The organism is Enterococcus sp. DIV0421, from assembly GCF_051713745.1.
In the GTDB taxonomy this organism is placed as follows: Bacteria; Bacillota; Bacilli; order Lactobacillales; family Enterococcaceae; genus Enterococcus_D; species Enterococcus_D casseliflavus.
Window position 1 is genome coordinate 391,376 of sequence record NZ_JBIOQM010000001.1, and the last position, 24,471, is coordinate 415,846.

A 24,471-nucleotide genomic window follows, 5' to 3' on the forward strand; every position below is an offset into this window, starting at 1 on the left:
TAAGCAAATCAAATACGCTCTATCTTCTTTATCCAGACTGTACTGTCGGTATCGGAATTTCACCGATTCAGCTATTTCCGAAGAAATAGGTCGTGGACTATAACCACCGGTCGGGAATTGCACCCTGCCCCTGAAGACGAACCTTTATTCTATTTATTACATGTTCTATTATACACAAAATCTAAAAATTAACAATAGTTACGTTTTCAGATACTTTTCAACTATTTTGCACTATTTTTCAGCTGACTGACTTCCTTCTTCGACAATTCTCGATATTCCCCTGGACGAAGACCTTTCAAATCTAACGGACCATAATTTTCCCGTTTTAATTTTTGCACAGGCAAACCAACTGCTTTTAACATATTTTTGACTTGATGGTTGCGTCCTTCATGGATCGTCAATTGCACAATACTAGATTGCGCTGTTTGGTCTGTCGACAAGATCTCAAAGCGAGCAGGTGCCGTCTTACGGCCTTCGATCCGAATCCCTTTTGTCAATGGGAGCAGCTGCTTTTTATCCGCAATCCCTTTGACTTTGGCAACGTACACTTTGTCGACTTCGTGTTTCGGATGCATCAGTGTCTGTGACAATTCCCCATCATTTGTCAGCAATAACAAACCAGAGGTATCATAGTCCAAGCGCCCGACGGGATACACCCGTTCAGGAACTTCAGCAAAATAATCCAAAACGACTTTGCGCTTTTTATCATCCGTTACAGCTGAAATCACACCACGAGGTTTGTAGAATAGATAATAGACGTGTTGTTCTTGTTCGATTGGTACACCATCGACTTCAACAACATCTTTTGAGCTAACTTGGACCCCTAATTCTTTGATCACTTGCCCGTTGACACGCACTCGGCCTTCGGTTATCAATCCTTCAGCTTTTCTTCTTGAGGTGATGCCAGCATGGGCAATCACTTTTTGCAAACGTTCCATCTTCATTCTCCTTCTGTTTCTGCTTGTTTGTAGCGGTCGTAAAAAAGATCAAACGGTGCATCTTCTTCAAGTTCATCTTCCATGGATTGGATATCGGGTAATTCAGCCAAACTTTTTAAGCCAAAATAATCCATAAAGTATTCCGTCGTACCATATAGGATCGCTCGTCCTGGTCCGTCAACGCGGCCTTTTTCTTCAATCAGTCGTTTTGCCACCAATTTTTGAACCGATCCGCTAGATTGGACGCCGCGGATCTCTTCTACTTCCATCCGAGTGATCGGCTGCTTGTAAGCAATGATCGACAACGTTTCTAAAGCGGCCTGAGACAACGAGCTGCCCATCGGTGATTCAGCATATTTCTTCAATAAAGGGGCAAATTGTTTCTTGGTGGTCAAAATGAAATGATTGCCCACTTCAAGAATATGCAACGCAGTATGTTCATTTTCTTCATATTGCTGATTTAGTTCCTGCAAATGCTGATAGACACTGGCAGTATTGCTTTTGACTAAGTAACTCAATTCTTCAAGTCCGATCCCCTCATCACCGACGACGAATAAGATCGCTTCTAATTCACTATATTTACTCATCTTCTTTACCTGTTGGATAGAGCAGAATCGACGCATAATTGTCTGTTTGCTCTACTCGAATCGTTCCTTTTTTCATTAATTCTAACAGTGCCATAAAAGTCACCACAACTTCTGTTTTATTGTAGGTCGTAAAAAACGAATCAAAGCTGCGGCCTTTTTTGGCACTGACATGCTGCATCTCCAGCTGAATCGCCGCCATCTTTTCATCGATGGTGCTTTCATCAGGAGAAATTTTGGTTTCTAGTACTTGGCGATTTTTCTTTTTCTCGATCATTTTTTGAAAAGCCAAAAAGAGATCGATCGTATTGAATTGATTGGCTCTTAACTGATCTTCTTCCTCTTTGTATTCATCGACATCCATCGGATCTTTCGTATAATACAAACTGCGCTCTTCCGCTTTTTCGGAAAGCTGCTCGGCTGCATACTTAAATTTGCGGTATTCTAGCAGCTGTGCCACCAGCATATCTCGTGGATCTTCTTCGTACTCTTCCACTTCAGCAATCAGCTCTTGTTTCGGTAACAGCATCTGGCTTTTGATCGCCATCAGAGTTGCCGCCATGACTAAATATTCACCAGCGACTTCTAATTCTAAAATTTTCATGGCATGGATATACTGCATGTATTGTTCGGTGATGGTTGCAACTGGAATGTCATAAACATCGATTTCCAGTTTTTTGATCAAATGAAGCAGCAAATCCAACGGTCCTTCAAAGACAGCTAATTTTATTTTGATTTCTTCCATTCCATCCTCGATTTCTAGGCGCGCGGAAAGTGCTGCTTGTACACTTCCGTCATCCGTTTCTTCGTTATATGCGTGTAAATCTGAGTGGTCGAGATATCTGCGTGTCCTAACAGCTCTTGAACCGTTCGCAGATCTGCCCCGTTTTCTAATAGATGGGTCGCAAAACTATGGCGCAACGTATGGGGAGTCACATTTTTGGTGATCCCAGCTTGTCGAACCAAGGCTTTTAAATTTTTCCAGATTCCTTGACGAGACAGCTGCGTGCCATGGTTGTTTACAAACAGGTGGCTTTCATCCGGTGTTTTTCTCGTCAAATACGGACGTGCATCGCTGAGATACGTTTCGATCCATTGAATCGCTAAATCCCCTAATGGGACGATCCGTTCTTTGTCGCCTTTCCCGGTTGTTTGCAACAAGCCCATACTTAAATGCAAATCATTCAATTTCAAACCGATCAACTCGCTGACGCGCAAACCTGTCGCATACATCACTTCCAAAATCGCTCGATCGCGAATGCCCAACACCGCTCGAGTATCTGGTGTTTCGATCAAGCGCTCCACTTCCTGCAAACTCAAAGTGTCAGGTAGCTTCTGCTGTTTTTTCGGCGAATCAATATGCTGCATCGGATCATGATCTGTCAACCGTTCTTGACGCAAATATTGATGGAATCTTCGCAAACTGGAAACCATCCGAATCACGGTTGCCGAGGATTTTCCCGCCTCTTGCAAACTTTGCAAAAAAGACAAAACGATCACTCGGTCGATCTGTTGCCACTGCGTCACTTGTTTTTTTTGTAAAAACGCAAGATACTGTTGCAGATCCCGCTGGTAGCTGGCACGGGTATTTTGGGATAGCCCGCGCTCAATGGTCAAATAATGAAGATAATCAATAATTTGTTCGTTCATGGGGCTTCCTCTACTTTCAGCTTTTTTATCATATCAAATTCTGGCTCGTTTAGATAGTAGCTTGCCAACAAAAAAGAGGCATCTACCCGTATCTTTTTCCCAAGGAAACACCCGAATCATAGCAGATTTTTTGGTTTCTTTCAAATTGGAAAAAAGAGCACTCTTCCTATCGAAACCATCTGACTATCATTCGGGTGATAACAAATTTTTTTCAAATTACCCAGCTACAGACACTAGGCTTTGTTTTGGCATTTTTGGCAGACACCATGAAATGTCAACCGATGATCCTTTACTAAAAAATGGTACTTTTGTTCGACGATCTCTTCGACTGTGCCCAACAGATCCTCTTCAACCTCTTCGATATTGCCGCATTCCAAACACAACAAGTGATGATGGAAATGTTTGGCGCCTTCTTTACGTAGGTCATAACGAGCGACACCGTCATTAAAACTGACTTTATCGACGATTTTCAAATCCGTCAAAATCTCCAATGTTCGATAGACGGTTGCTAAGCCAATCTCAGAATTTTTTTTGCGCACAAAGAAGAAAATCTCTTCGGCGGATAAATGATCTTTCTCATTTTCTAATAAGACCAACAACGTCGCTTCTCGCTGAGGAGTTAATTTGAACCCCGACTCGTGCAATTGTTTCTTGGTCTTTTTTAACGCTGCTGTTGTGTTCATAGTTGCCTCCGTATGCCGCTAATTTATAACGATTCTAATTTGAGTGAGAATCACTCAAGACAAACATTGTAATCATTATAAATTAGAACAGCAAAAGAAACAAGTATTCTCAATTAGGTTTTTTAACAAGAATCGTAAAGCCATCTTTTTGCTCAATCAAACGCTGTTTCATCAAGGTTCCTAACGCCCGTTTAAATTGGCCTTTACTAATACCAAACGTTTGTAAAATCTCTTCTGGTGCTGATTTATCGGTAAAAGGAATTTTATTTTCTGGTGCTCGTTCTAAAAAGGTTAGGACCATGGCGGCATCATTTGAAATCGCCTCGTGGGCTCTTGGTTTCAACGAAAGGTTCAAGACGCCATCTGGACGAACCCCAATCACTCGTCCTTTGACAACTTCCCCAAGACGCGGCTCTTGATAGCGCTCTGATGGGTGGACGAAGCCAATATAAAAATCATCTGTCAATAAGTAGGTTCCCGCTAGTTTTAAGCGATACACGGTACCTGTAACATCTTGATTCTTCATCTGTTCCGTACCATTCTTACTCAGTGCCTTGAAGATTTTCTCATCTGCTAACGAAGCCCATATACGCTCTTTGTCGTCGACGCGCAAGCTGACCATCAAACGATCGCCTTTTTTGGGCCAAAGTTCCCGCATTGTTGGCAATTCATCTAATGAAACCACCATGTCCTTGTCTTTTAAACCGATATCGACGAAAACGCCTAAGTCACGACGGCTTCCTGTGACTGTACCAAAGGCATAATGCCCTTTGCGGCTTTTCGGAATATTCGTAGTGAGTACATTTTCTTGCTTTTGGTTTTGATAGCCAAACCCTTCGACGGCTTCACCTAAATGATGTTCGCCTTCTTCCTTGGCTAGTCGGAAGGTAACCCCGCCTTTTTGAACAAAATAATTCTGTTCATTTTCATCAATGATCAATCCGCTAAATACGGATGCTAATAAGTCTTTCATCTATTCTCTCCTTCTTCATAAAAACTGCCCGTTGCTAGAAAAAGAAACGCAGCAGTGCCATAGCAATAACGCCTGTGATAACGATCTTCATCAAATCTTTTGTATAATACCCCACCAACAATGCTGGGATACAGGCAACAGTTTCTTTGACTTTCAAGATGGGAAATTGCCCTTCTCGAAAGATCAGCAAATTTTGAACCAACAATGCCGCCAAAATACACAAAGGCAAGTAACTCAAAAAGATGGTGAAAGGTTTTGGAAATACGAGCTTTTTAGAAAATAAAAAAGGAACGATTCGCGGAATCCAAGTAACCAACCCACATGCTAGCATTAGTATAACAAAATTAGTCATGATGTGTCACCGTCCCAACCAAACATCCTGCCAAGGTCGCAGCTATTACCGCGATCTCAGCAGTAGAAAAACGCATAAATAAAATCAATGTCCCCACAACTGCCCCGAGTACTAAGAGCGTTTGCTGGGTTTTCTTCTTGAGGGGTCGCTCTACTTGAAATAAAAAAAGACCAACAAACATGGCTACCAAGGCAAAATCTAAGCCTAACGCTTCTGGATCTGGAATAAACGAGCCTAATAGTCCGCCCAAAAAGGTTGCGAAGATCCAACTCAAATACGCCATCACGTTCAACCCATGGGTCCATTTCGCTGTGACTGGTTTGTCTTGTTGCAGTGCCGTCGTCAAAACGCCATAGGACTCATCAGTCAAAAGCGTCCCAATCCCGATAGCAGAAAGCAAAGGAGCCTTTTTAAAATAGGAAGCCACTGATAAGCTCATTAAGAAATGTCGTAAATTCACTAAAAAGACGGTTGCGACGATCGTCATGAAAGGTGCTTGAATCGCGAGTAATGCACAAATAATAAATTGAGCACTGCCTGCATAGACAATAATAGACATTAAAATAATTTCAAGAATAGATAACCCAACGCCTTTTCCCACGACCCCCATCGCAAAACCAATCCCTAAGTACCCAAGAATCGTTGGTACACAAGCAATGACCCCATCTTCAAAGCGATCATATCTTTCTATTTTCTGCACAAAAAACCCTCCCTGTTTGAACGATTATCTTTCATCATATCGAAAACAGGGAGGGGAAACAAGTGTTTTTCACATGTGCATGTAATAACTCTGAAAGTTTTCTAGCGACTCAGGAGACTTAGCGAACGGTGTGATCGTTCCCATTGCCTCTGAAATAGCCAGTTTTGGCGTTTACCGTAAATAAGTATAGCGGGAACGCTGAATCATCCGTTCCTTTAAGCAAGCTGCCTTGGGCATTTGTCGCATAAAAATTGTAATAGCCTTCGCCGTTGACGATCCGCACGCGTTCAAAAGTATAACCACCATCAACCACGTAACCACGGGCAATCGCTGTGGCAATGATTTTTTCTTGGACACCATCTGCCCACACCCAAGCGCTATTGTTTACATCATTCAAATCACTTTGACGGGCTGGAATAATTGGCTGATTATTGGTATTTGTTGGCGTATTTGGCGAAAGCACATACTCTTCTTCAGACGTGCTTTGTGCAGGCGTCGCAGCGCTTGTAGAACCGCCGCTTGAAGCGGAAGCGTTGTTCTCAGAAACCGCCGCTTGTGCTGCTTCTTGGGCCGCTTGTTGTTGTGCCGCTGCTTCTTGCGTAGCGGTTTCACGCTTCGTCAACGCAGTATCGACTTTGCGCAGATCAGCAGTGAGACTTTCCACCAATGAATCGATCGGTAAAGCTTGGACTTTTTTCATCAAGGCATTGTAGTTCTCACGGGTGACACTTGCAGGTGCTTCACCATCACCACTTAAAGCCACCATGCTCTTCACCGCATTTTGAACTTCCTCGATCGCACTGAACTCTTTTTGTCCCATGTCGATGGCTTGATTGATCAACTCATCAAAGGCATCCCCGTTCTCACGCTTCGCCATTGTGACGGCAGCCGCTTCTTTCAATGAGACTTCTTCCAATTGATCTTCCACAACGGCAGGACTGCTAAAATAGCTGTTGATCTCGGTCAAAGTTGCTAGTTTGTCAGCGATCGTCGCAGCTTCTTGTGACAAGGCATCGTACCGTTCATGGTCTTGAAACTCTGCCAACTGATTCGTCACAGCCGTCAGCTGTTCTGATGTTTTGTCGTTTTTAATGAACACTCGTTCATCATTTGTATAAAAATCATTCAGCTCATTTTCAATTTGATCGAGTGTACGGTTTTCCTGCGCCAGTTGCGTTTCTCGGGCTGTTTCTTGTTGCTGCTGTTGATAGTAATACGCCCAACCGCCACCAGCTGCCACTAATAAACAAGCCGCTGTAATATAGAGTGCTTTGCGAGGACTCTTCTTTTTTTCGCTAGGCGTCGACGTTTTTTCTTCAGTAGTCGCCTTTTTCGGTGCTTCATCCGCTGCGGTGATCGGCTCAGGAATTGGATCGATCACTGGTTCTGGCTGCTTCTTCGCTTCTTCAATGACTGGATCCGTCACTGGTTCATCTTCGCTTATCAGTAGAGGTTCCTCACTGGCTTGTTCCTGACTTTCTTCTTCAGTAGCAGACAAATCATCAGTGGCGGCTTCTGCTTCTAGAGCAGCGGCTTTTTCTTCTTCATCAAGTTTGTGTTGGCGGATATAAGCAGCCAAAATATCAGCGTCATGCTGTTCCTCCGTACTTAATGCATCGGTTTCACTTGCTTCCTCACTGGCTGATGTCGCATGCTCTTGCGTTGCGCTAGAACTTTCTACTTCCGTTTTTTCCTCAGCTTCTTTCTTAGAGGCTGATGTGGGGGTTACATGTTGCTCATTGGAAAAAGTCCCTTGTTGCGCGAGGTCGATCGTTTCTTCATTTGAGGATGGCCGATCACCTAAGTGCTCCTCCATTTTTCCGATCGGGACGTTTTTAAAGTCTGACCAGCGAATATCATCATTTTTATTCTGTGGCTCTTCTGGCGTAACGGAAGACTCAGATGTTGGTTCCAGTTCATTCTCCTTTGCCTGGTTCCATTGGAACCCGCAATTGGGACAAACGGGTGTTTCTTCTATTGCTTGAAATCCACATTCAGGACATGTCTTCTTCATTGATTCAAACTGACTCCTTTTGTTTTTTGCATTTCCTTTTATGAAGCAGTCGCCTCTTTCATCAGACGCTTGCTGTACCTACTGCTTCTTTTTTTAGACCAGCAAATAATGGGTCTTTTTTGACACTTCGTTGTTTGTTACGTTTTGATGCAGATGCACAAAATTAAATTTATCACATTCTTGGCAATTAGCCAACACTTGCTTGGTTACGTTTTTATTAAGTTCTTTACCAATCTTGTGTCGAGAGGACAAAATCTGAATAAAAAAGACTTTCCAAAGGGTTCCTTTGGAAAGTCGATAAACCTTGATTATTCTAAGAAATCTTTCAATTGTTTTGAACGAGATGGATGGCGTAGTTTCCGTAATGCTTTTGCTTCGATCTGACGAATCCGTTCTCTCGTTACCCCAAAGACTTTGCCGACTTCTTCTAATGTCCGAGTACGACCATCATCGATTCCGAAACGCAAGCGCAGCACGTTTTCTTCACGGTCAGTCAACGTATCCAGTACATCTTCTAGCTGCTCTTTCAACAGCTCATAAGCCGCATGCTCTGCTGGACTTGTGGCATCTTGGTCTTCAATAAAATCACCTAGATGAGAATCGTCTTCTTCACCGATCGGTGTTTCTAATGAAACAGGTTCTTGAGCGATCTTCAAGATTTCACGAACTTTTTCCGTCGGCAGATCCATTTCTGCGCCGATTTCTTCTGGTGTCGGTTCGCGCCCTAAGTCTTGCAGCAATTGCCGTTGAATACGGATTAATTTGTTGATGGTTTCCACCATATGCACAGGAATACGAATGGTTCGCGCTTGGTCAGCGATCGCACGGGTGATCGCTTGACGGATCCACCAGGTCGCATACGTCGAGAATTTGAACCCTTTGCGGTAGTCGAATTTCTCAACGGCTTTCATCAAGCCCATGTTTCCTTCTTGGATCAAATCAAGGAATTGCATTCCTCGACCCACATAACGTTTGGCAATACTAACGACCAAACGTAGGTTGGCTTCTGCCAAACGCTGTTTTGCCTCTTGATCGCCTTCTTCGATTTTCAGTGCGAGCGCCACTTCTTCTTCTGCGGTCAATAACGGCACACGACCGATTTCTTTCAAGTACATCCGAACGGGGTCATTGATTTTCACACCAGTTGGTGCAGACAGATCTTCTTGAGGTTGTGTTTCTTGTCGTTTTTCATTGCTCTTTAGACTATGGACTGAAGGCTCTCCATTTTCATCCACGACACTGATGCCTGAATCCTCCAGTTTTTGAATTAATTTGTCCATTGCATCAGCATCCAAAGTATACGGCGTTGCTAAACGATTCGTAATGTCATCGTAAACAACTTGCCCCTTTGTTTTATTTTCTCGGATGTATTCGGCAACTGCTTTATCATACGTTTTTTTTGTTTCTTCTGCCATGAAAGAAAGCCCCTTTCAGTTCGCTATTTAGCTTGTTTCAACCGTTTGGTCAAATCAATGATTTCGATCGCAAGTTCAAGTTCTAATTGCTGGTTTCCTTTTTGTCTTGCTTCTTGCTGCTGGATTCGTTTTTGATTGATTTCTTCAGCAATGCCCGACTTTTGAAATACCTGCAGAATGTCCTGAAATTCTTGTTCAGTCCCTTCCTCAGAAGCTTTAAGATCTGCAATATCGATCACCATTTTTTTCATTGAATCTTCTTTTAAAAAATCTAAGAACTTTGCTAAAACAAAGTGTTCTTCTGTTTCCATATACGCATCAAACAGCAGATAAAGCTGTTGGTAACGATCATGGATAAAGGATATGCCACTCGCTCGAAAGCGATGGTTTAACGTACTGTCATGAAACAAACGGTACAATAATAATTCTTGTGCTTTTTCTACCTGTGTTTTGGGCTGCTGCCGCGTTGGCGGCGTAAAGACCATAGGATTATTGGTTGTTGGCGCTGGCGGCGGTGCATCTTGCCGCGGCTGCTGCTCTTGCCGGTTTTGCTTGAGCTGCTGCTGCAAGGTCTCACGGCTCAAGTTGAACTCTGTGGACAACTGAGTCAAATAACGGTCTTGCTCCAGCAAAGAATCCACCCGCTGTAATTCCTTTAAAACGACTTGGACATAATCTAGCTGCTCTTTCTCATTGGCCAAATTCCGATTCGCTCGATGGTAATCCATTTTGAAAGCAAAGACGGTTTCTTTCCCATGTACAGCTAATTTATAAAAAGCTTCTGTCCCATATTTGCGCAAATAGTCATCTGGGTCCATCCGTTCCGGCACTCGAACCACAGATAATTTCAAGCGGCTATTGTTTTGCAAAAGATCGATCCCACGGTTCGTGGCTTCAACCCCTGCACTATCTCCATCGTAACAAAGAATCACTTCTTGTGCCACTCGCTCGATGTGAGCGATCTGCTGATTGGTCAGGCTGGTCCCCATCGAGGCGATCCCATTTTCGATCCCTGCTTGCCAAGCGGCGATCACGTCCATAAATCCTTCAAATAAATACACTTGGCCATCTTTACGCATCGCTCGTCGCGCTTTGTCAAAGTTGAAAAGAACCTCGCGTTTATTGAAAAGAATCGTTTCAGGACTATTTAAATATTTTGGTTGGTCTTGATCACCGACTTTTTCGCTTGCTAACCACCGACCAGAAAAACCAATCGTTTTCCCCTGAGGATTGCGGATCGGAAACATGATTCGCTGGTAAAAGCGATCCGCCAGTGAGCCATCGTTGCGCTGAACAAAGAGTCCTGTATCAGGAAAAAACTCTGCTTTGGCTTTTTCATTCAAAAAAACTTTCTCCAAAAACGAGCGTTCATTCGGTGCAAAGCCAATATTGAACTCTTCGATCAGTGCCATCGTCAATCCACGATCTAATAAATAGTCAAGCGCTTCTTGTCCAGCAGCTGTATTCACCAACATGTGATGATAGACTTCGGCGGCTTTTTCATGTAACGCAATCAATTGACTCGTTTGTGAGGTCGCTTCATTGATGCCTTCAGACTGCTGATATTGCGGATCAAGAGGAATATCGTTCATTTCTGCTACTTTGACGACTGCTTCTGGAAAACTGATCCCTTCAAGCTCCTGTAAGAAACCATACACATTTCCACCACGACCACAACCAAAGCAATGAAAAATTTGTTTGTCCTCTGCAACGGAAAAAGAAGGTGATTTTTCATTATGGAACGGACACAAACCAAAATAATTTTTTCCAGACTTCTTTAACTGGACATACTGTCCCACGATATCGACGATATTGCTACGTTCGCGAATGTCGTCAATGACCGTTTGAGGAATTCGTGCCATCCACTCACCTCCATTTGGTAAGTATTCATCGGTTTACTAGGTAAAAAAACGCACTAATAGATATCAGTGCGAAGAATAATTAGACAGAATCACTCATAATGATTTTACCATATTTTATTTGTATTTCAAGCTTTTTTGTTTCACTTATTTTCCAACGCTTATGAAAAGAAACGCGCCGTAACATTGATCTTCCATTGATTCATTTTTATTAAATCAGCGTAGAATAAATTGCCGCCGTTATGATACAGGTGACCACCATTATAAAAAACGGATTGGATGCCCCAGTAACGATAGGTTTGTTCCGTATCATTGCCTAACAATGGAGATAAAACCTCTCTGGAATATGTTTCTGCTAGCTCTAAGGTGTTCACTCCCCCTCGGGCAGCGACATAATCAATATAATCTGTACCAAAATTATACGCCTGTACGGCGGTCCAAAGATCACAGTTCATTTGCTCGGCTTTTTCAATCAACTCGGCTAAATAGGAAACACCTTGTTCGATGCTTTGTTCTGGCGTATCGAACTGATTTTGTTTTCCATAAACACTTTCAGAACTTTGCATCGGGTCGTTGCCTTGTCCTTTTGACTCCGTCAGCATGATGCTCATGGCTAATGACTGATATTCAGAGATGTCGTGGGCTTGCGTCTGTTGCGCGATTGCTTCTTCATACGCATAGACAGCTTTCAATGCCGTGTAGTTTCGATAGACCCAAACCCCTGCCCCGATCAGCAGCAGCACGAGGGCCAGCTTCAGTATAAATCCTAGGAAACGTCGAATTTTTCTCATCAAATACATCCCATCTTTTCTAAGTCAGAATCTATCGTACTATGAAATGAACGGGCTGACTAGAATTTTTTCTCTCCTAAAAAATCCTTAATAAAATCACAAGATTATTTAGAAAAAAACAAGCAATCCTAAGCTGACCGAGGGATTGGCGATCTTTCGACAAGAAAAAGGAAACAGCGCTTCTTCAAAAGGAAGCACTGTTTCACTCATCATTATTTTTCGATCGTGGTAACAATACCAGAACCGACTGTTCGTCCACCTTCACGAATCGAGAAGGTCGTTCCATTTTCTACAGCGATCGGATGGATCAATTCCACATCGATCGTTACGTTGTCACCAGGCATCACCATTTCCGTTCCTTCTGGTAAAACGATATTCCCAGTTACGTCCGTTGTACGGAAGTAAAATTGTGGGCGATAGTTATTAAAGAATGGGGTATGGCGACCGCCTTCTTCTTTTGTCAACACATAGACTTCCGCTTGGAATTTCGTATGCGGTGTGATAGAACCTGGTTTTGCTAACACTTGGCCACGTTCAATTTCATCACGGGTGATGCCCCGTAACAATACCCCTACGTTATCGCCAGCTTCTCCGAAGTCCATCGTTTTGCGGAACATTTCTACCCCTGTCACGACTGCTTTTTGTGTTTCAGGTTTGATTCCGACGATTTCTACTTCATCCCCGACTTTTACCATGCCGCGATCGATCCGACCAGAAGCAACGGTTCCCCGTCCTGTGATCGAAAAGACATCTTCGATCGGTAACAACAATGGTTTGTCAGTATCTCGTTCAGGCGTTGGGATATATTCATCTACTGTATCCATCAGCGTTAAGATCGCTGCTTCAGCATCTGGGTCCCCTTCCAAGGCTTTTAACGCAGAGCCCTTGATCACAGGAATGTCGTCGCCAGGAAAATCATATTCAGTCAGCAATTCTCTGACTTCCATTTCAACTAAATCGATCAACTCGTCATCATCGACAAGGTCCGTCTTATTCAAAAAGACGATCAAATGTTTCACACCCACTTGACGAGAAAGCAAAATATGCTCCCGTGTTTGTGGCATTGGGCCATCTGTCGCTGATACGACCAAGATTGCGCCGTCCATTTGAGCAGCCCCTGTAATCATATTTTTCACATAATCCGCGTGTCCCGGTGCATCGATATGGGCATAGTGCCGTTTTTCCGTTTCATATTCCACATGAGCAGTATTGATTGTGATACCACGTTCGCGTTCCTCAGGAGCCGCGTCGATACTTGCGTAATCTTGCGGATTGGCAAGCCCTTTTTTCCCAAGAACTGTGGTAATTGCAGCAGTCAAGGTGGTTTTCCCATGGTCGACGTGTCCAATCGTTCCGATGTTGACATGGGGTTTGCTACGATCATAATGTTGTTTTGCCATATTGTTTCCCTCCTAGAGAAAGTTGAGTCGTTGGTTGACTCGAATCATATTTTTGCGATTTACGCTTCCAAAGAGATAAGGATTAACTTATTTTTTGTAAGTTTAAATCTACCCTTATTATAGGTCAAAATTAGTCAAAGTCAAGCAAGAGGTCTCGGCAGCTAATCCCTAAGAATTTCTTTGCTTTTTGTGATCCATTGGACGCAAGCCTGGTTTTTATGAATAATAGAAGATGAGGTGAGAAATGTGAAGAAAATCATTGCAGCGCTGGTTTTTACAGCAATTTTTCTTGGCGGCTGCTTCCTTACTTATGACTATTACTATGGTGGAAGTGACTACTATACAGTTATCAACGATGCGGGGGAACACGATACCGAAGTCAGTGACGAGGGGGTTGTTGAAAACATCTATCGTTATACACAAACAGCCTACAGCGCCTCTGGTGACGTCAAAACGGTCAAAATGAATGAACACCGTTCCGCTCCTTTGAAAGAAGGCGCCTATTTGAAACTATTGGTCAATCCAAACAAAGGCGTTATAAGCTGGGAAGAAGTTTCTGAAGAAGACGTTCCTCAAGGGGCTCTTGAAAAGTTGACCCCTCAATAATTGCTGCTATCAAGCAAGCGTCTGTAAAAAAGCAGGGCGTCCTCTTTCTAAATGAGGACGCCCTGCTTTTTGTGCTCTATAATTTATGGGCCTGATGAATCAGAATTGATTCTTCAGCCCCATTTTCATTATTGACAAAGAGCCGCTTTTTTGTACTTGTTTTGCCATCGTCTGCTTAGAAACAGCTCTTGTTACATCCGATTAATCACTTCTTCTACATTTTTGATCGTTACGGAAATCGTGCCATCGGGGTTATTGATAAATTCGATCAAATTCGGATCTCGGTAAACATCCAAAGGAACGATCAATTCGATTCCATTCGATAATTTTAGTTTTTGCTTACCAAATTTTTTCTCCGAGATCTCACGAACATCCCGCATCATCGGTGCTTGATTGACGAATCCTTTTTCAACCACTTCTTCTTGAAATGAAAGCTGAGCAGTAATATTGTCTTTAAAGACTTTTTGCGCCACTTCACTCACATCGATATGACCAGACTCTTCGATCGTATCGTAGACCGCTTCTTTCAAATCGGCAACAACGTTATAGGTGGGTGTTTCAAATTTCTGACCAATTTTTTCGGCTACTTTTTTGATGACTTTGACATTTTCTTCTAAAGATGGGATCGGTTCGGCATCAATGACTTTTGTTGAAAAGTAGGCGTATTTTTCACCTGAAAAGCTATATTTCTTTTCAATCAGTTCAAAGTCTAAGCTCTCCACATCGATCGTGATCCCTTCATCTGCCTTTTGGGTTTTACCTGCTAGTAAGGCACGATGCAAAATCAAATTATTTTCGATCCCAGCCTCCCCATTATCAATAAAATGCGTATAGCCATCTTGATAATTGACCTTCAAAAAAGCCAGCTGCATTCTTGTATCTAATTCATATAAGACGACAAACGCATCCGCACTTGGCGCATCTTCACTTTCCTTGTACGCTTCATACCAGCGTTGCACGATCGCTTCACTGGCTGCGATAAAGTCGTCTGGCGCTTGTTTGACCAATTGAGCGATCGTTGAAGTTTCGAGTAAACGACCTGTTTTGGTTTGCGGTGTAGCAAGTTTCTGTATTTTCTTCGTCAAATAATCACGAATGTATTCCGTTGTTAAATCAAGTTCAACTTGAGAAAAAACTGGATCGCCTGTTTGACGGTCCACAATGTGTAAAATCGCATGTTTCAAATAAATATCCATTGGTTACGCTCCTTATCCATTTGTCTAGTGTACAAAATAAATAGGCGAACTGACAAGAGCGAATCGGCATTTTCCTTCAACATTCGCTTTCTTTTTAAAAGGTGCAATCATTGGAAATTCCTGCCTCGTCTGCTAAACTAGAAGTATCACAGAAAACGGAGGAATGAACATGAACAGCTATACGTTATCAAACAATGTGACCATCCCTGAGCTAGGCTTTGGCACATGGCAAACACCAGACGGCGACGTTGCCGTAGCATCAGTCAAAAAAGCACTAGAAGTAGGTTACCGCCATATTGATACAGCACAAGGCTATAAAAATGAAGCCAGTGTTGGTCAAGCGATCAAAGAAAGCGGCATTCCCCGCGAAGAACTTTTCTTGACTACAAAATTATGGAATGCGAACCATTCTTATGATCTTGTGATGTCCTCTTTTGAAGAATCTTTAGAAAAATTACAAACAGACTATATCGATCTTTTCTTGATCCATTGGCCAAATCCAGTGGCTTTTCGCGACAATTGGCAAACAGCGAACGCAGAAACATGGCGTGCTTTTGAAGAGTTGTATCAAGCAGGCAAAATCAAAGCGATCGGCGTCAGCAACTTCTTACCACATCATTTTGAAGAATTGAAAAAAACAGCGACTATCTTCCCAATGGTCAATCAAATTTTCCTTGCACCTGGCGAGTTACAAGAAGAAGTCGTGACTTATTGCCAAGAACACGATGTATTGCTTGAAGCATACAGCCCATTAGGTACTGGGAAGATCTTTGATGTACCAGAAATGAAAGCATTAGCTGAAAAGCATCAAAAATCAATCGCTCAAGTTGCATTACGCTGGTCTTTACAACATGGTTTCTTGCCATTACCAAAATCAGTCACACCAAGTCGGATCGAAGAAAACATTCACGTCTTTGATTTTGAGCTATCTGAAGAGGACATGAAAAAGATCGATCAATTAGATGGTGTGGTTGGGAAAGCGACCAATCCAGATACGACAGGGTTTTAATTTCACTCTCTATAAAGGAGAAGCCTATGAAAAAAACTGATTTGAATCATCTCTCCCCTGCTGTTCAAAAAGCCTTACATGCTGATTTTGTTTTTCTCATTTGGCCAGACAAAGTCCAACACTTTCCAGCACGTCAATGGACGACCAGCGACTATCAGCAGATGCTGACCGAGAAACTTACTGGGGAACCACGCTTTTTTCTTTGGGAAAACTACTTAGTCGCAACTGGAGAAAATGACCTTTTGGTCCTGATGCCCAAGTACCATCAAATCAATGATCTAGTAGAAACACCAGCGCCGCTTTTTTAGCAGCGTTGGTGTTTTTTCAGGAAGTATATAAATTTTTTTGTATTTTTTCATGAGAATCACTGTTCTTTTCTGCAAATTTTCCTTATAATCGATAGTGATCGAGAGGAGAAGATTATGAAAAAGAAACAATTAGCAAAATTGAAACAACAATTCCGCCCGTCTTATGAAACAGCTCGACAACAGTTGTTTACAGCGATCGAGCGCAAAACAGCAGATAAGTTTGACCTTCCGACGACTGTGTATATCAATCCTAAAAACCAAGAGGAATTATTGATTGAATTGTTGAAGGAAACGCCAAAAGAACAAAAAATCGCTGTTCCTTTAGATGAGAACTTCAAGATCGTCGTGAAACGAATCCAACGCTTAGAAGCTGGTTTGCTTGATCGTTTCAGCGATAACTTAGTCGATGAGATCGCTGCTTACTGGTTGCCGACCAATCCGCAAGAAAGTACGGCACCCGCTCCTGCAAAAGAACCAGCGAAAGTGAAGGAAGAATCAGCACCAGCTGAAGCGGCTGCACCGACTACCTCTGCATCAACTAAAGAAGTAGAAAAAGCAACTGAAACAATGGCTGATACTGCTGACAACACAATGACTTTTTCAGCATTTGCTGAAAAAATCGCAGCATTCCCTAAATTTTCTGCCAAACAATCTTCAGGAGAAACGATCGTGATCGAAGCTTCCCCGAAAGAAGATCGTGTTCTAGCAACGATTTCTGAAACAGAAAGTGATACTTTTACCATCGAAACTGCGCTAGAGCGCAAATACAAAGTAAAATTAGAAGTCATTCCATTGATCGAGGCGTATGCCCACACGGCGATTTCGAAACGATAAACAAAAGGTTCTCTAGACAAATGTCTAGAGAACCTTTTTTAATTGCGTATTTCGGTTAAAAATTTACGGGCTTGCTCTTGGTTCATTTGAGTCGCAGCTCGCAGCTTAGCTGCCAGCTGTTCAATCTCGGATCCTTTTGCTCCTACTGAAATGGCTAATGAACGGGCTTGCATGCTCATATGGCCTTGCTGGATACCTTCTGAAACCAATGCTCGCAACGCTGCCAGATTCTGAACCAACCCGACACTTGCCGCCAGCGAAGCTAACTCACTCGCCGTTTCAACACCAGTCAATGCCAACGCAGCTTGGGCTTTTGGCAATATTTTTGTGGCACCCCCGACTGTGGCGATCGCCAACGGCAGTGTGATACTACCAATCAAACGGTCTTCTATGATGGTCCAGGAAGTCAACCCTTGCATGCGGCCATTACGGGCAGCATAGCCATGACAAGCGGCAGAAACGGCGCGAGTGTCGTTTCCGGTAGCCAAAATCAGCGCTTCAACCCCATTCATGATCCCTTTGTTATGGGTTGCGGCACGATATGGATCGATCTTGGCAAAATCAGCTGCATGAACAATTTTTTCGGCAACTTGTCTGCCATTTCCGGTCTTGCTCAATTTGTCAAAAGGCACCGAGCAAGTGGCTGTTACTAACGATTCCGTAGCGAGATTGCTTAAAATACTAAAGAGAATTTCTTCTTCTGGGAACCATTTGCGAAAAAGCTTTGCCACTCCTTCTAAAATCGAATTGATGATATTGGCGCCCATCGCATCTTTGACATCAACCATTAAATCGATCGACACATAAGCGGTTGCTAAGTCAGATTCTGCTGGCGAGAAGTTCCGACCGATCACTCTTCGCAATCCACCGCCGCGTTTCACGATGGAAGGATACGTCTCATTCGCCACTGCAAAGATCGTTGCTTGCTCGGATTCAACTTTTGCCAAAATCGCTTCCGGATCCTGAACATCCATAAAGACGATCTGGCCTCGAAGCAAACGTTCTTGACTGATCGTTGTAATGGGCCCAGCCATTTTTGCTCCATTGCTCATCGCTGCGATCACCGAGGGTTCTTCTGTGGCTAATGGGACATTGTATGCTTTGCCATTCACCTGCAGGTTCAGCCCTACGCCTAACGGGATCTCTACTTCACTGATTTGGTTTTCGATCAAGTGATTAGCAGTTTCCTTGTTTAGCGTCATTTCTTGAAAAACCAAGGATTCTGCTGCTGTGATCGCTCCTTGTGCTTCAAGAAAGGCTAATCGTTCATTAGGCGCGAGGGCGTAAAACTTTTTTTTTTCTGTTTTTTCTGATGCCGACTCTTCATCAAAATTCGTTTGACTTGCTGTCGCCGAAGGATTTTCTAACAGCATCGCTAGCCCTAATCCGCCACCGACACACAAAGAGGCGATTCCATAGCGCTCTTGGGTGTCTTTTAGCTGATAAGCGACGGTCGTTGCGATCCGCGCGCCAGTCGCTCCAATGGCATGTCCCAGTGAAATGCCCCCGCCGTAACGGTTGACTTTCTTCGGATCCAAACCAAGTTCACGTTCTACTACGATCGAAGAAGCTGCAAAGGCTTCATTGATCTCAAAAATACCGATATCTTCAATCGTCAGTGCTTGCTTTTTCAGTAACGTATCGATTGCTTTGATTGGTGAGATTCCCATGATCTCTGGGGCGAAACCGACTTCGACGATCTCTTTGATCACTGCCAGATAAGGAATCTGATGCTCTTCACAATAGCTTTTTGACGCGATCAAGACCATGGCCGCCCCATCATTGATGGTTGAGGCGTTCCCAGCAGTCACCGTACCGTCTTTTTTGAAAACTGTTTTTAATTCAGCTAATTTTTCGACTGTCGTAGCGGCGCGAATGCCTTCGTCCTGTAAAACGGTTCCTGATTTTTCAGTCAACGGCACGATCTCTTGATCAAATTTCTTTGCTGCTTGCGCTTTGGCAGCTTTCATTTGTGAGTGGTAGGCAAACTCATCTTGCTCTTTGCGAGTGATCCCGTATCTTTCTGCTACCGTCTCAGCCGTCAGTCCCATTGGCTTGCTACTGAATGCATCTGTTAATCCGTCATGCATCATTGTTGACACCGGAGCTGAATACTGATCTTCCGCCTTGTTATAATAACTAAAGAGCGGCGCATTCGTCATACTTTCAATCCCACCAGTCAATACGACGGATGCCTTGTTCAATTGAATTTGCTCCATCCCCATTAGAATCGCTTTCATTCCCGAACCACATACTTCGTTGATCGTTGAGGCTGGAATATCTGAGGAAAGCCCACTTTGCAAGGAAACTTGGCGTCCTGGATTTTGACCACTGCCTGCTTGTAGCACATTTCCGATAATCACTTGTGCGATATGTTCTTTTGCTTGTTGGTTTCTTGCCAACAAGGCTTTTGCAGCGACTGTTCCTAATTCTACCGCTGTATATTCTTTTAATGACCCATGGTATTTGCCAATTGGCGTTCTTAGTGCGTCGATAATGACAACTTCTTCCACGTACGTCACCTCCTCTTGAAATATATCATTAAATCCTCCAAAAAAGAATACCCCACATTCGGTTGTCGCACCCTTTTCTACTTTCTTTAATAAAGTTTAAATTCTAATCAATTCTTTTTCATTTTTTTCAAAAAATATGATACCTTAGAACGTGTAGCCTACTAAGTATGTAGAACATAAAGGAGCGACGGAATGAACGTTGGTATTGATAAAATAAATTTTTTTGTCCCCCCCTATTTTATAGATATGGTTGATCTAGCTCACGCGCGAGAGGTAGACCCGAATAAATTTACGATCGGGATCGGTCAAGATCAAATGGCGGTCAATAAAAAAACACAAGATATCGTCACCTTTGCCATGCACGCGGCAAAAGATATCCTTACGAAAGAAGATTTACAAGCAATTGATATGGTGATCGTCGGAACAGAATCTGGCATCGATGAATCAAAAGCTTCGGCAGTGGTTTTGCATCGCCTATTAGGTATCCAGCCATTTGCACGGTCCTTTGAAATCAAAGAGGCGTGTTACGGCGCAACGGCGGGCTTACAATTTGCCAAAGCCCATGTACAAGCCAATCCACAAAGCAAAGTTTTGGTCGTGGCTTCAGATATCGCCCGTTATGGCTTAGCTTCTGGTGGCGAGCCCACTCAAGGTGTGGGAGCTGTTGCTATGTTGATCTCGGCGGATCCAGCAATTTTGCAGCTTGAAAATGATAATTTGATGTTGACGCAAGATATTTATGATTTTTGGCGTCCAGTAGGACATCAATATCCAATGGTAGATGGTCATTTGTCAAATGCCGTTTATATCGATTCTTTCAAACAAGTTTGGCAAGCCCATTGCGAAAAAAATCAGCGGACAGCAAAAGATTATGCGGCTTTGAGCTTCCATATCCCTTATACAAAAATGGGTAAAAAAGCCTTGTTGGCTGTTTTTGCCGAAGAAGATGAAACAGAACAAAAACGCCTGATGGCTCGCTATGAAGAATCGATCGTTTACAGCCGTCGTACCGGCAACTTGTATACTGGTTCACTGTATCTGGGCCTGATCTCTTTATTGGAAAATTCCTCTAGCCTGCAAGCAAATGATCGAATCGGATTATTTAGCTACGGATCAGGAGCGGTTGCTGAATTTTTCAGCGGCTTGTTGGTACCCGGCTATGAAAAACAGTTGGCGCAAGCGGCACACCAAGCGTTGCTCGATGACCGTCAAAAGCTAACGATCGCTGAATACGAAGCGATGTTCAATGAGACGATCGATATCGATCAAGATCAATCCTTCGAAGATGATCTGCTTTATAGTATTCGTGAAATCAAAAATACCATTCGTTATTATAAAGAAGAAAACGAATGACCCTGAAAAAAACTTTGCTTCTTTTTTAGCTAAAAAGCTTGAAGGAACAAAGTTTTTTTCTTTCTTTGAAAATGATTGAAACGAAACTTGTTTTCCAAACATTTTCTGCATGTTATTCAAAAATTTTCAGATAATTCAGGAAAAACATTTGACAGTCCGCTTTTTTTTGTCTATACTAAAATCAATTCAAGTTTGGAGGAACTTTTTATGTTAAACACGACCGTATCCCCACAACTGAATACCTTTTACTTTAGCTACTTTAGATAGTTTGTATTCATATCACATTATGGATGCAAACCAAAAACGAGTTTTGTTTGTATCTATGATGGCTAAAGCATTTTAACTTGAACTTGCAGCCATGTAGAAAATCTTCTAAATGGTTGCCAATATACGTTTACGCTTGGTATAGGATCGAATCCATTTAGACGATTGTCTGAATGGATTTTTTTGTTCAGGTAAACCCCCATAAAAAAAGAGACGATCATAGGAGGAATTACAATGAAAATGAAAAAATGGATCACGACTGGGTTACTGACAGCTTCCCTACTGGCATTGGCAGCTTGCGGAGAATCAAGCAACACTTCGGAAGAAAACGACGGAACAAAAACAGTCGGTGTCTTACAATTGGTCGAACATGGCTCCTTGAATGCAGCCTATGAAGGGTTCAAAGAAGGCTTAGCAGAAGCGGGCTACACGGAAGGTGAAAACCTAACGATTGAATACCAAAATGCGCAAAACAGTCAAGACAATTTAAAAAGTATGAGCGAACGCCTAGTGAATGCCTCACCAGATCTTTTATTAGGCATTGCCACCCCTGCTGCTGTATCTTTAGCAAATGAAACCACCGATACACCAATCGTAGTTACCGCAGTCACTGATTTAGTTGGAGCGAAATTGGCCGATTCAAATGAAGAACCTGGTCGCAACATCACCGGTACTTCAGACATGGTGCCGATTGAGCAACAGATCAACTTGCTGTTAAGCATCGTGCCTGATGCTAAAACGATCGGCATTATGTATAACGCAGGTGAAGCCAATTCAAAAATCCAAGCTGACTTGGCAGAAGAAGCCTTAAAAGCTGCGGGCGTTGATGTAAAAGTATTGACCGCCAATACAACCAATGATGTGCAACAAGTAACCACCAGCCTTGCAAAAGATGTTGACGGCATTTATGTTCCAACAGATAATACCTTTGCCTCTGCTGCTGCAATCGTCGGCGAAGTGGCCAAAGAAACCAAAACACCGATCGTCGCTGGTTCCGTAGAACAAGTCGATGATGGTGCCCTAGCAACTTACGGTATTGATTATAAATCCCTTGGCATTCAAACAGGGAAACTAGCAGCGAAAATTTTGGATGGCGATGCAGAGCCAGCAACGACGCCCGTTGAAACAGCAGATAATTTAGAGTTAGTCGTCAATGAAGAGATGGCTGCTGCTTTAGGGATTGATCCAGCCAGCATCACTGCACCAGAATAACCATACTAACTTAGATTTGAGGAAATCATATGAATTTAGTCGACACATTCTTGCTCTTACTACAATCTGCCACCTCTCAAGGGATCCTTTGGGCATTGCTGGCGATTGGTGTATTTTTAACCTTTCGTATTTTAGATATCGCTGATTTAACTGCAGAAGGGAGTTTCCCCTTAGGCGCTGGGATCGCAGCAATCAGTATTACGAATGGTCTCTCGCCTATTTTAGCGAGTCTGATGGGCTTTGGCGGCGGCATGGTAGCCGGCTTAGTATCTGGTCTGCTGCACACAAAACTAAAAATCCCTGCCTTATTGGCGGGGATCATCACGATGACTGGCCTGTATTCCATCACAAATCGTGTGATGGGTGCTCCCAACATCGCCTTGCTGGGGCAAGACACGGTCTTCACCCAATTTCAAGCCATGGGACTGACCAAAAACAATGCCGTGATTCTTGCAGGCTTTCTCTTCGCGGCAATCGTCATTTTGTGCCTGTTCCTCTTTTTCCGTACAGAGATCGGCTTAGCATTGCGAGCGACGGGCGACAATTTAGCTATGAGCGAGGCCAACGGCATCAACACTGATAACATGAAGATTATCGGCTATATGATCTCTAATGGCTGTATCGCCCTCTCTGGTGCCCTCTTAGCCCAAAACAATGGCTTCGCTGATTTGAACTCAGGGATCGGTACGATCGTGATCGGTTTAGCATCGATCATTATTGCAGAAGTTTTATTTGCCAATAAATCTTTGCTTTTGCGATTGATCACCATCGTGATCGGGGCAATCGTTTATCGCTTTATCTTGGCCGTCGTATTCGAATTCAATGTCGAGGCCAACGATATCAAATTGGCATCTGCAATCGTCTTAGTCATCTGCCTCTCCTTACCGCAGCTTCGTTCAAAACTAGGACTTAAAAAGATGCTGCCAAAAACCAAAGGAGGCCAATCCTAATGACTTCAGTCTTAACAATCGAGAATCTACACCAAACCTTTGAAAAAGGAACGATCAATGAAAACCATGTCTTGCGAGGCATTGACCTGACGATGAATACCGGTGACTTTATTACGATCATCGGTGGGAATGGTGCTGGAAAATCGACCCTCTTAAACAGTATCGCAGGAACGATCCCAACAGAACAAGGAAAAATCACCTTAGATGGGAAAGACATTACTCGTTTATCCGTGACCAAACGGTCAAAAGATATTAGTCGGGTCTTTCAAGATCCACGTATGGGGACCGCGGTTCGTTTGACCGTTGAAGAAAATTTAGCATTGGCTTACAAACGCGGCCAAGTCCGCGGATTTGCAACAGGCGTCAAAGCGAAAAACCGCGCGTTTTTCCAAGAGAAGTTAGCCAGCCTAAACTTAGGCTTAGAAAATCGCCTTTCTGCTGAGATCGGTTTGCTATCAGGCGGACAGCGGCAAGCCATCACCCTCTTGATGGCAACGTTGCAGCAGCCTAAATTGATTTTATTAGATGAACATACCGCGGCCCTTGATCCTAAAACCTCATTGACGGTCATGGCATTGACCGATCAGTTGATTCGGTCCCAACAGTTGACGGCTTTCATGGTCACTCATGACATGGAAGATGCCATTCGTTATGGCAATCGCCTGATCATGCTTCATCAAGGCAAGATCGTCGTAGACATTGCCGGTGAGCAAAAGCAGCATTTGACGGTCCCTGAATTGATGGAAATGTTCCATCAAAATAGTGGTGCTGAGTTGAAAGATGACCAACTGCTCTTACGCTCTTAACAAGCAAAAAAGGCACGTAGAAAGAATCCTCCTTTCTACGTGCCTTTTGCTGTAATCACAC

Annotated in this window: 23 protein-coding genes and 1 riboswitch; of the genes, 8 read left to right on the top strand and 15 right to left on the bottom strand. The window is 43.2% G+C overall.

Annotated features, from left to right (window positions below; translation table 11 throughout):
- Nucleotides 1-17: 17 nt before the first annotated feature.
- Nucleotides 18-142: riboswitch (FMN riboswitch) on the bottom strand.
- 79 nt (nucleotides 143-221) lie between these two features.
- The 13 genes from IGI96_RS01795 to tuf form a co-directional block, all read right to left on the bottom strand.
- Nucleotides 222-938 carry a pseudouridine synthase gene (locus IGI96_RS01795; protein ID WP_060792339.1) on the bottom strand — a complete coding sequence of 239 codons (717 nt, stop codon included), beginning with the start codon at nucleotides 936-938 and terminating at the stop codon, nucleotides 222-224.
- A 2-nt stretch (nucleotides 939-940) separates the two neighbouring features.
- Nucleotides 941-1,525 carry an SMC-Scp complex subunit ScpB gene (scpB, locus tag IGI96_RS01800; RefSeq protein ID WP_005229316.1) on the bottom strand — a complete coding sequence of 195 codons (585 nt, stop codon included), beginning with the start codon at nucleotides 1,523-1,525 and terminating at the stop codon, nucleotides 941-943.
- On the bottom strand, nucleotides 1,518-2,267 hold the full coding sequence (locus IGI96_RS01805; protein ID WP_005229314.1) for a segregation/condensation protein A: 750 nt from the start codon (nucleotides 2,265-2,267) through the stop codon (nucleotides 1,518-1,520). The genes scpB and IGI96_RS01805 overlap by 8 nt, the downstream gene beginning before the upstream one ends.
- 14 nt (nucleotides 2,268-2,281) lie before the next feature.
- Nucleotides 2,282-3,172, bottom strand: a complete 891-nt coding sequence (gene xerD, locus IGI96_RS01810; RefSeq protein ID WP_015510075.1) for a site-specific tyrosine recombinase XerD — start codon at nucleotides 3,170-3,172, stop codon at nucleotides 2,282-2,284.
- A gap of 233 nt (nucleotides 3,173-3,405) precedes the next feature.
- Nucleotides 3,406-3,855 carry a ferric iron uptake transcriptional regulator gene (gene fur, locus IGI96_RS01815; RefSeq protein ID WP_015510076.1) on the bottom strand — a complete coding sequence of 150 codons (450 nt, stop codon included), beginning with the start codon at nucleotides 3,853-3,855 and terminating at the stop codon, nucleotides 3,406-3,408.
- Nucleotides 3,856-3,964: 109 nt separating this feature from the next.
- Nucleotides 3,965-4,828, bottom strand: coding sequence for a CvfB family protein (locus IGI96_RS01820; RefSeq protein ID WP_015510077.1), 864 nt, complete (start codon nucleotides 4,826-4,828; stop codon nucleotides 3,965-3,967).
- Nucleotides 4,829-4,862: 34 nt separating this feature from the next.
- A complete protein-coding gene (locus tag IGI96_RS01825; protein ID WP_010749225.1) occupies nucleotides 4,863-5,180 on the bottom strand; it encodes an AzlD domain-containing protein in 318 nt (105 codons plus the stop codon).
- Nucleotides 5,173-5,880: an AzlC family ABC transporter permease gene (locus IGI96_RS01830; protein ID WP_086338028.1), complete on the bottom strand. Its 708-nt coding sequence runs from the start codon at nucleotides 5,878-5,880 to the stop codon at nucleotides 5,173-5,175. Before IGI96_RS01830 ends, IGI96_RS01825 begins: the two co-directional genes overlap by 8 nt.
- A gap of 118 nt (nucleotides 5,881-5,998) precedes the next feature.
- On the bottom strand, nucleotides 5,999-7,894 hold the full coding sequence (locus IGI96_RS01835) for a cell division site-positioning protein MapZ family protein (RefSeq protein WP_086338027.1): 1,896 nt from the start codon (nucleotides 7,892-7,894) through the stop codon (nucleotides 5,999-6,001).
- 308 nt (nucleotides 7,895-8,202) lie between these two features.
- Nucleotides 8,203-9,309, bottom strand: a complete 1,107-nt coding sequence (rpoD, locus tag IGI96_RS01840) for an RNA polymerase sigma factor RpoD (RefSeq protein ID WP_005229298.1) — start codon at nucleotides 9,307-9,309, stop codon at nucleotides 8,203-8,205.
- A 23-nt stretch (nucleotides 9,310-9,332) separates the two neighbouring features.
- Nucleotides 9,333-11,171, bottom strand: a complete 1,839-nt coding sequence (dnaG, locus tag IGI96_RS01845) for a DNA primase (protein ID WP_015510081.1) — start codon at nucleotides 11,169-11,171, stop codon at nucleotides 9,333-9,335.
- Between the two features lie 158 nt (nucleotides 11,172-11,329).
- On the bottom strand, nucleotides 11,330-11,959 hold the full coding sequence (locus tag IGI96_RS01850) for a lysozyme family protein (RefSeq protein WP_005229291.1): 630 nt from the start codon (nucleotides 11,957-11,959) through the stop codon (nucleotides 11,330-11,332).
- Between the two features lie 212 nt (nucleotides 11,960-12,171).
- On the bottom strand, nucleotides 12,172-13,359 hold the full coding sequence (gene tuf, locus IGI96_RS01855) for an elongation factor Tu (RefSeq protein ID WP_005229289.1): 1,188 nt from the start codon (nucleotides 13,357-13,359) through the stop codon (nucleotides 12,172-12,174).
- A gap of 246 nt (nucleotides 13,360-13,605) precedes the next feature.
- On the opposite strand from tuf, the gene IGI96_RS01860 reads away from it, so the two are divergent.
- Entirely contained in the window at nucleotides 13,606-13,965 is a 360-nt protein-coding gene (locus IGI96_RS01860) for a YxeA family protein (protein ID WP_086338026.1), read from the top strand.
- A 191-nt stretch (nucleotides 13,966-14,156) separates the two neighbouring features.
- Here the strand turns inward: IGI96_RS01860 and IGI96_RS01865 are convergent, their stop codons facing one another.
- On the bottom strand, nucleotides 14,157-15,161 hold the full coding sequence (locus IGI96_RS01865; protein ID WP_005229284.1) for a nucleoid-associated protein: 1,005 nt from the start codon (nucleotides 15,159-15,161) through the stop codon (nucleotides 14,157-14,159).
- A 163-nt stretch (nucleotides 15,162-15,324) separates the two neighbouring features.
- Here IGI96_RS01865 and IGI96_RS01870 point away from each other — a divergent pair, with 163 nt between their 5' ends.
- From IGI96_RS01870 to IGI96_RS01880, 3 genes are all read left to right on the top strand, one after another.
- Nucleotides 15,325-16,170, top strand: a complete 846-nt coding sequence (locus IGI96_RS01870; protein ID WP_375354563.1) for an aldo/keto reductase — start codon at nucleotides 15,325-15,327, stop codon at nucleotides 16,168-16,170.
- Nucleotides 16,171-16,196: 26 nt separating this feature from the next.
- On the top strand, nucleotides 16,197-16,478 hold the full coding sequence (locus IGI96_RS01875; RefSeq protein WP_086338024.1) for a hypothetical protein: 282 nt from the start codon (nucleotides 16,197-16,199) through the stop codon (nucleotides 16,476-16,478).
- A gap of 114 nt (nucleotides 16,479-16,592) precedes the next feature.
- Nucleotides 16,593-17,312 (top strand): hypothetical protein, encoded by a 720-nt coding sequence (locus tag IGI96_RS01880; RefSeq protein WP_010749217.1) that lies wholly within the window; start codon nucleotides 16,593-16,595, stop codon nucleotides 17,310-17,312.
- A 38-nt stretch (nucleotides 17,313-17,350) separates the two neighbouring features.
- Here the strand turns inward: IGI96_RS01880 and IGI96_RS01885 are convergent, their stop codons facing one another.
- Entirely contained in the window at nucleotides 17,351-19,825 is a 2,475-nt protein-coding gene (locus tag IGI96_RS01885) for a hydroxymethylglutaryl-CoA reductase, degradative (RefSeq protein WP_086338023.1), read from the bottom strand.
- Between the two features lie 192 nt (nucleotides 19,826-20,017).
- Between IGI96_RS01885 and IGI96_RS01890 the strand changes: the two genes are divergently transcribed.
- From IGI96_RS01890 to IGI96_RS01905, 4 genes are all read left to right on the top strand, one after another.
- On the top strand, nucleotides 20,018-21,178 hold the full coding sequence (locus tag IGI96_RS01890) for a hydroxymethylglutaryl-CoA synthase (protein WP_074536687.1): 1,161 nt from the start codon (nucleotides 20,018-20,020) through the stop codon (nucleotides 21,176-21,178).
- A 498-nt stretch (nucleotides 21,179-21,676) separates the two neighbouring features.
- Nucleotides 21,677-22,654 (top strand): ABC transporter substrate-binding protein, encoded by a 978-nt coding sequence (locus tag IGI96_RS01895; RefSeq protein WP_010749214.1) that lies wholly within the window; start codon nucleotides 21,677-21,679, stop codon nucleotides 22,652-22,654.
- 29 nt (nucleotides 22,655-22,683) lie between these two features.
- Entirely contained in the window at nucleotides 22,684-23,604 is a 921-nt protein-coding gene (locus tag IGI96_RS01900) for an ABC transporter permease (protein WP_005229245.1), read from the top strand.
- Nucleotides 23,604-24,410: an ABC transporter ATP-binding protein gene (locus IGI96_RS01905; protein WP_015510090.1), complete on the top strand. Its 807-nt coding sequence runs from the start codon at nucleotides 23,604-23,606 to the stop codon at nucleotides 24,408-24,410. Before IGI96_RS01900 ends, IGI96_RS01905 begins: the two co-directional genes overlap by 1 nt.
- Nucleotides 24,411-24,471: the final 61 nt, after the last annotated feature.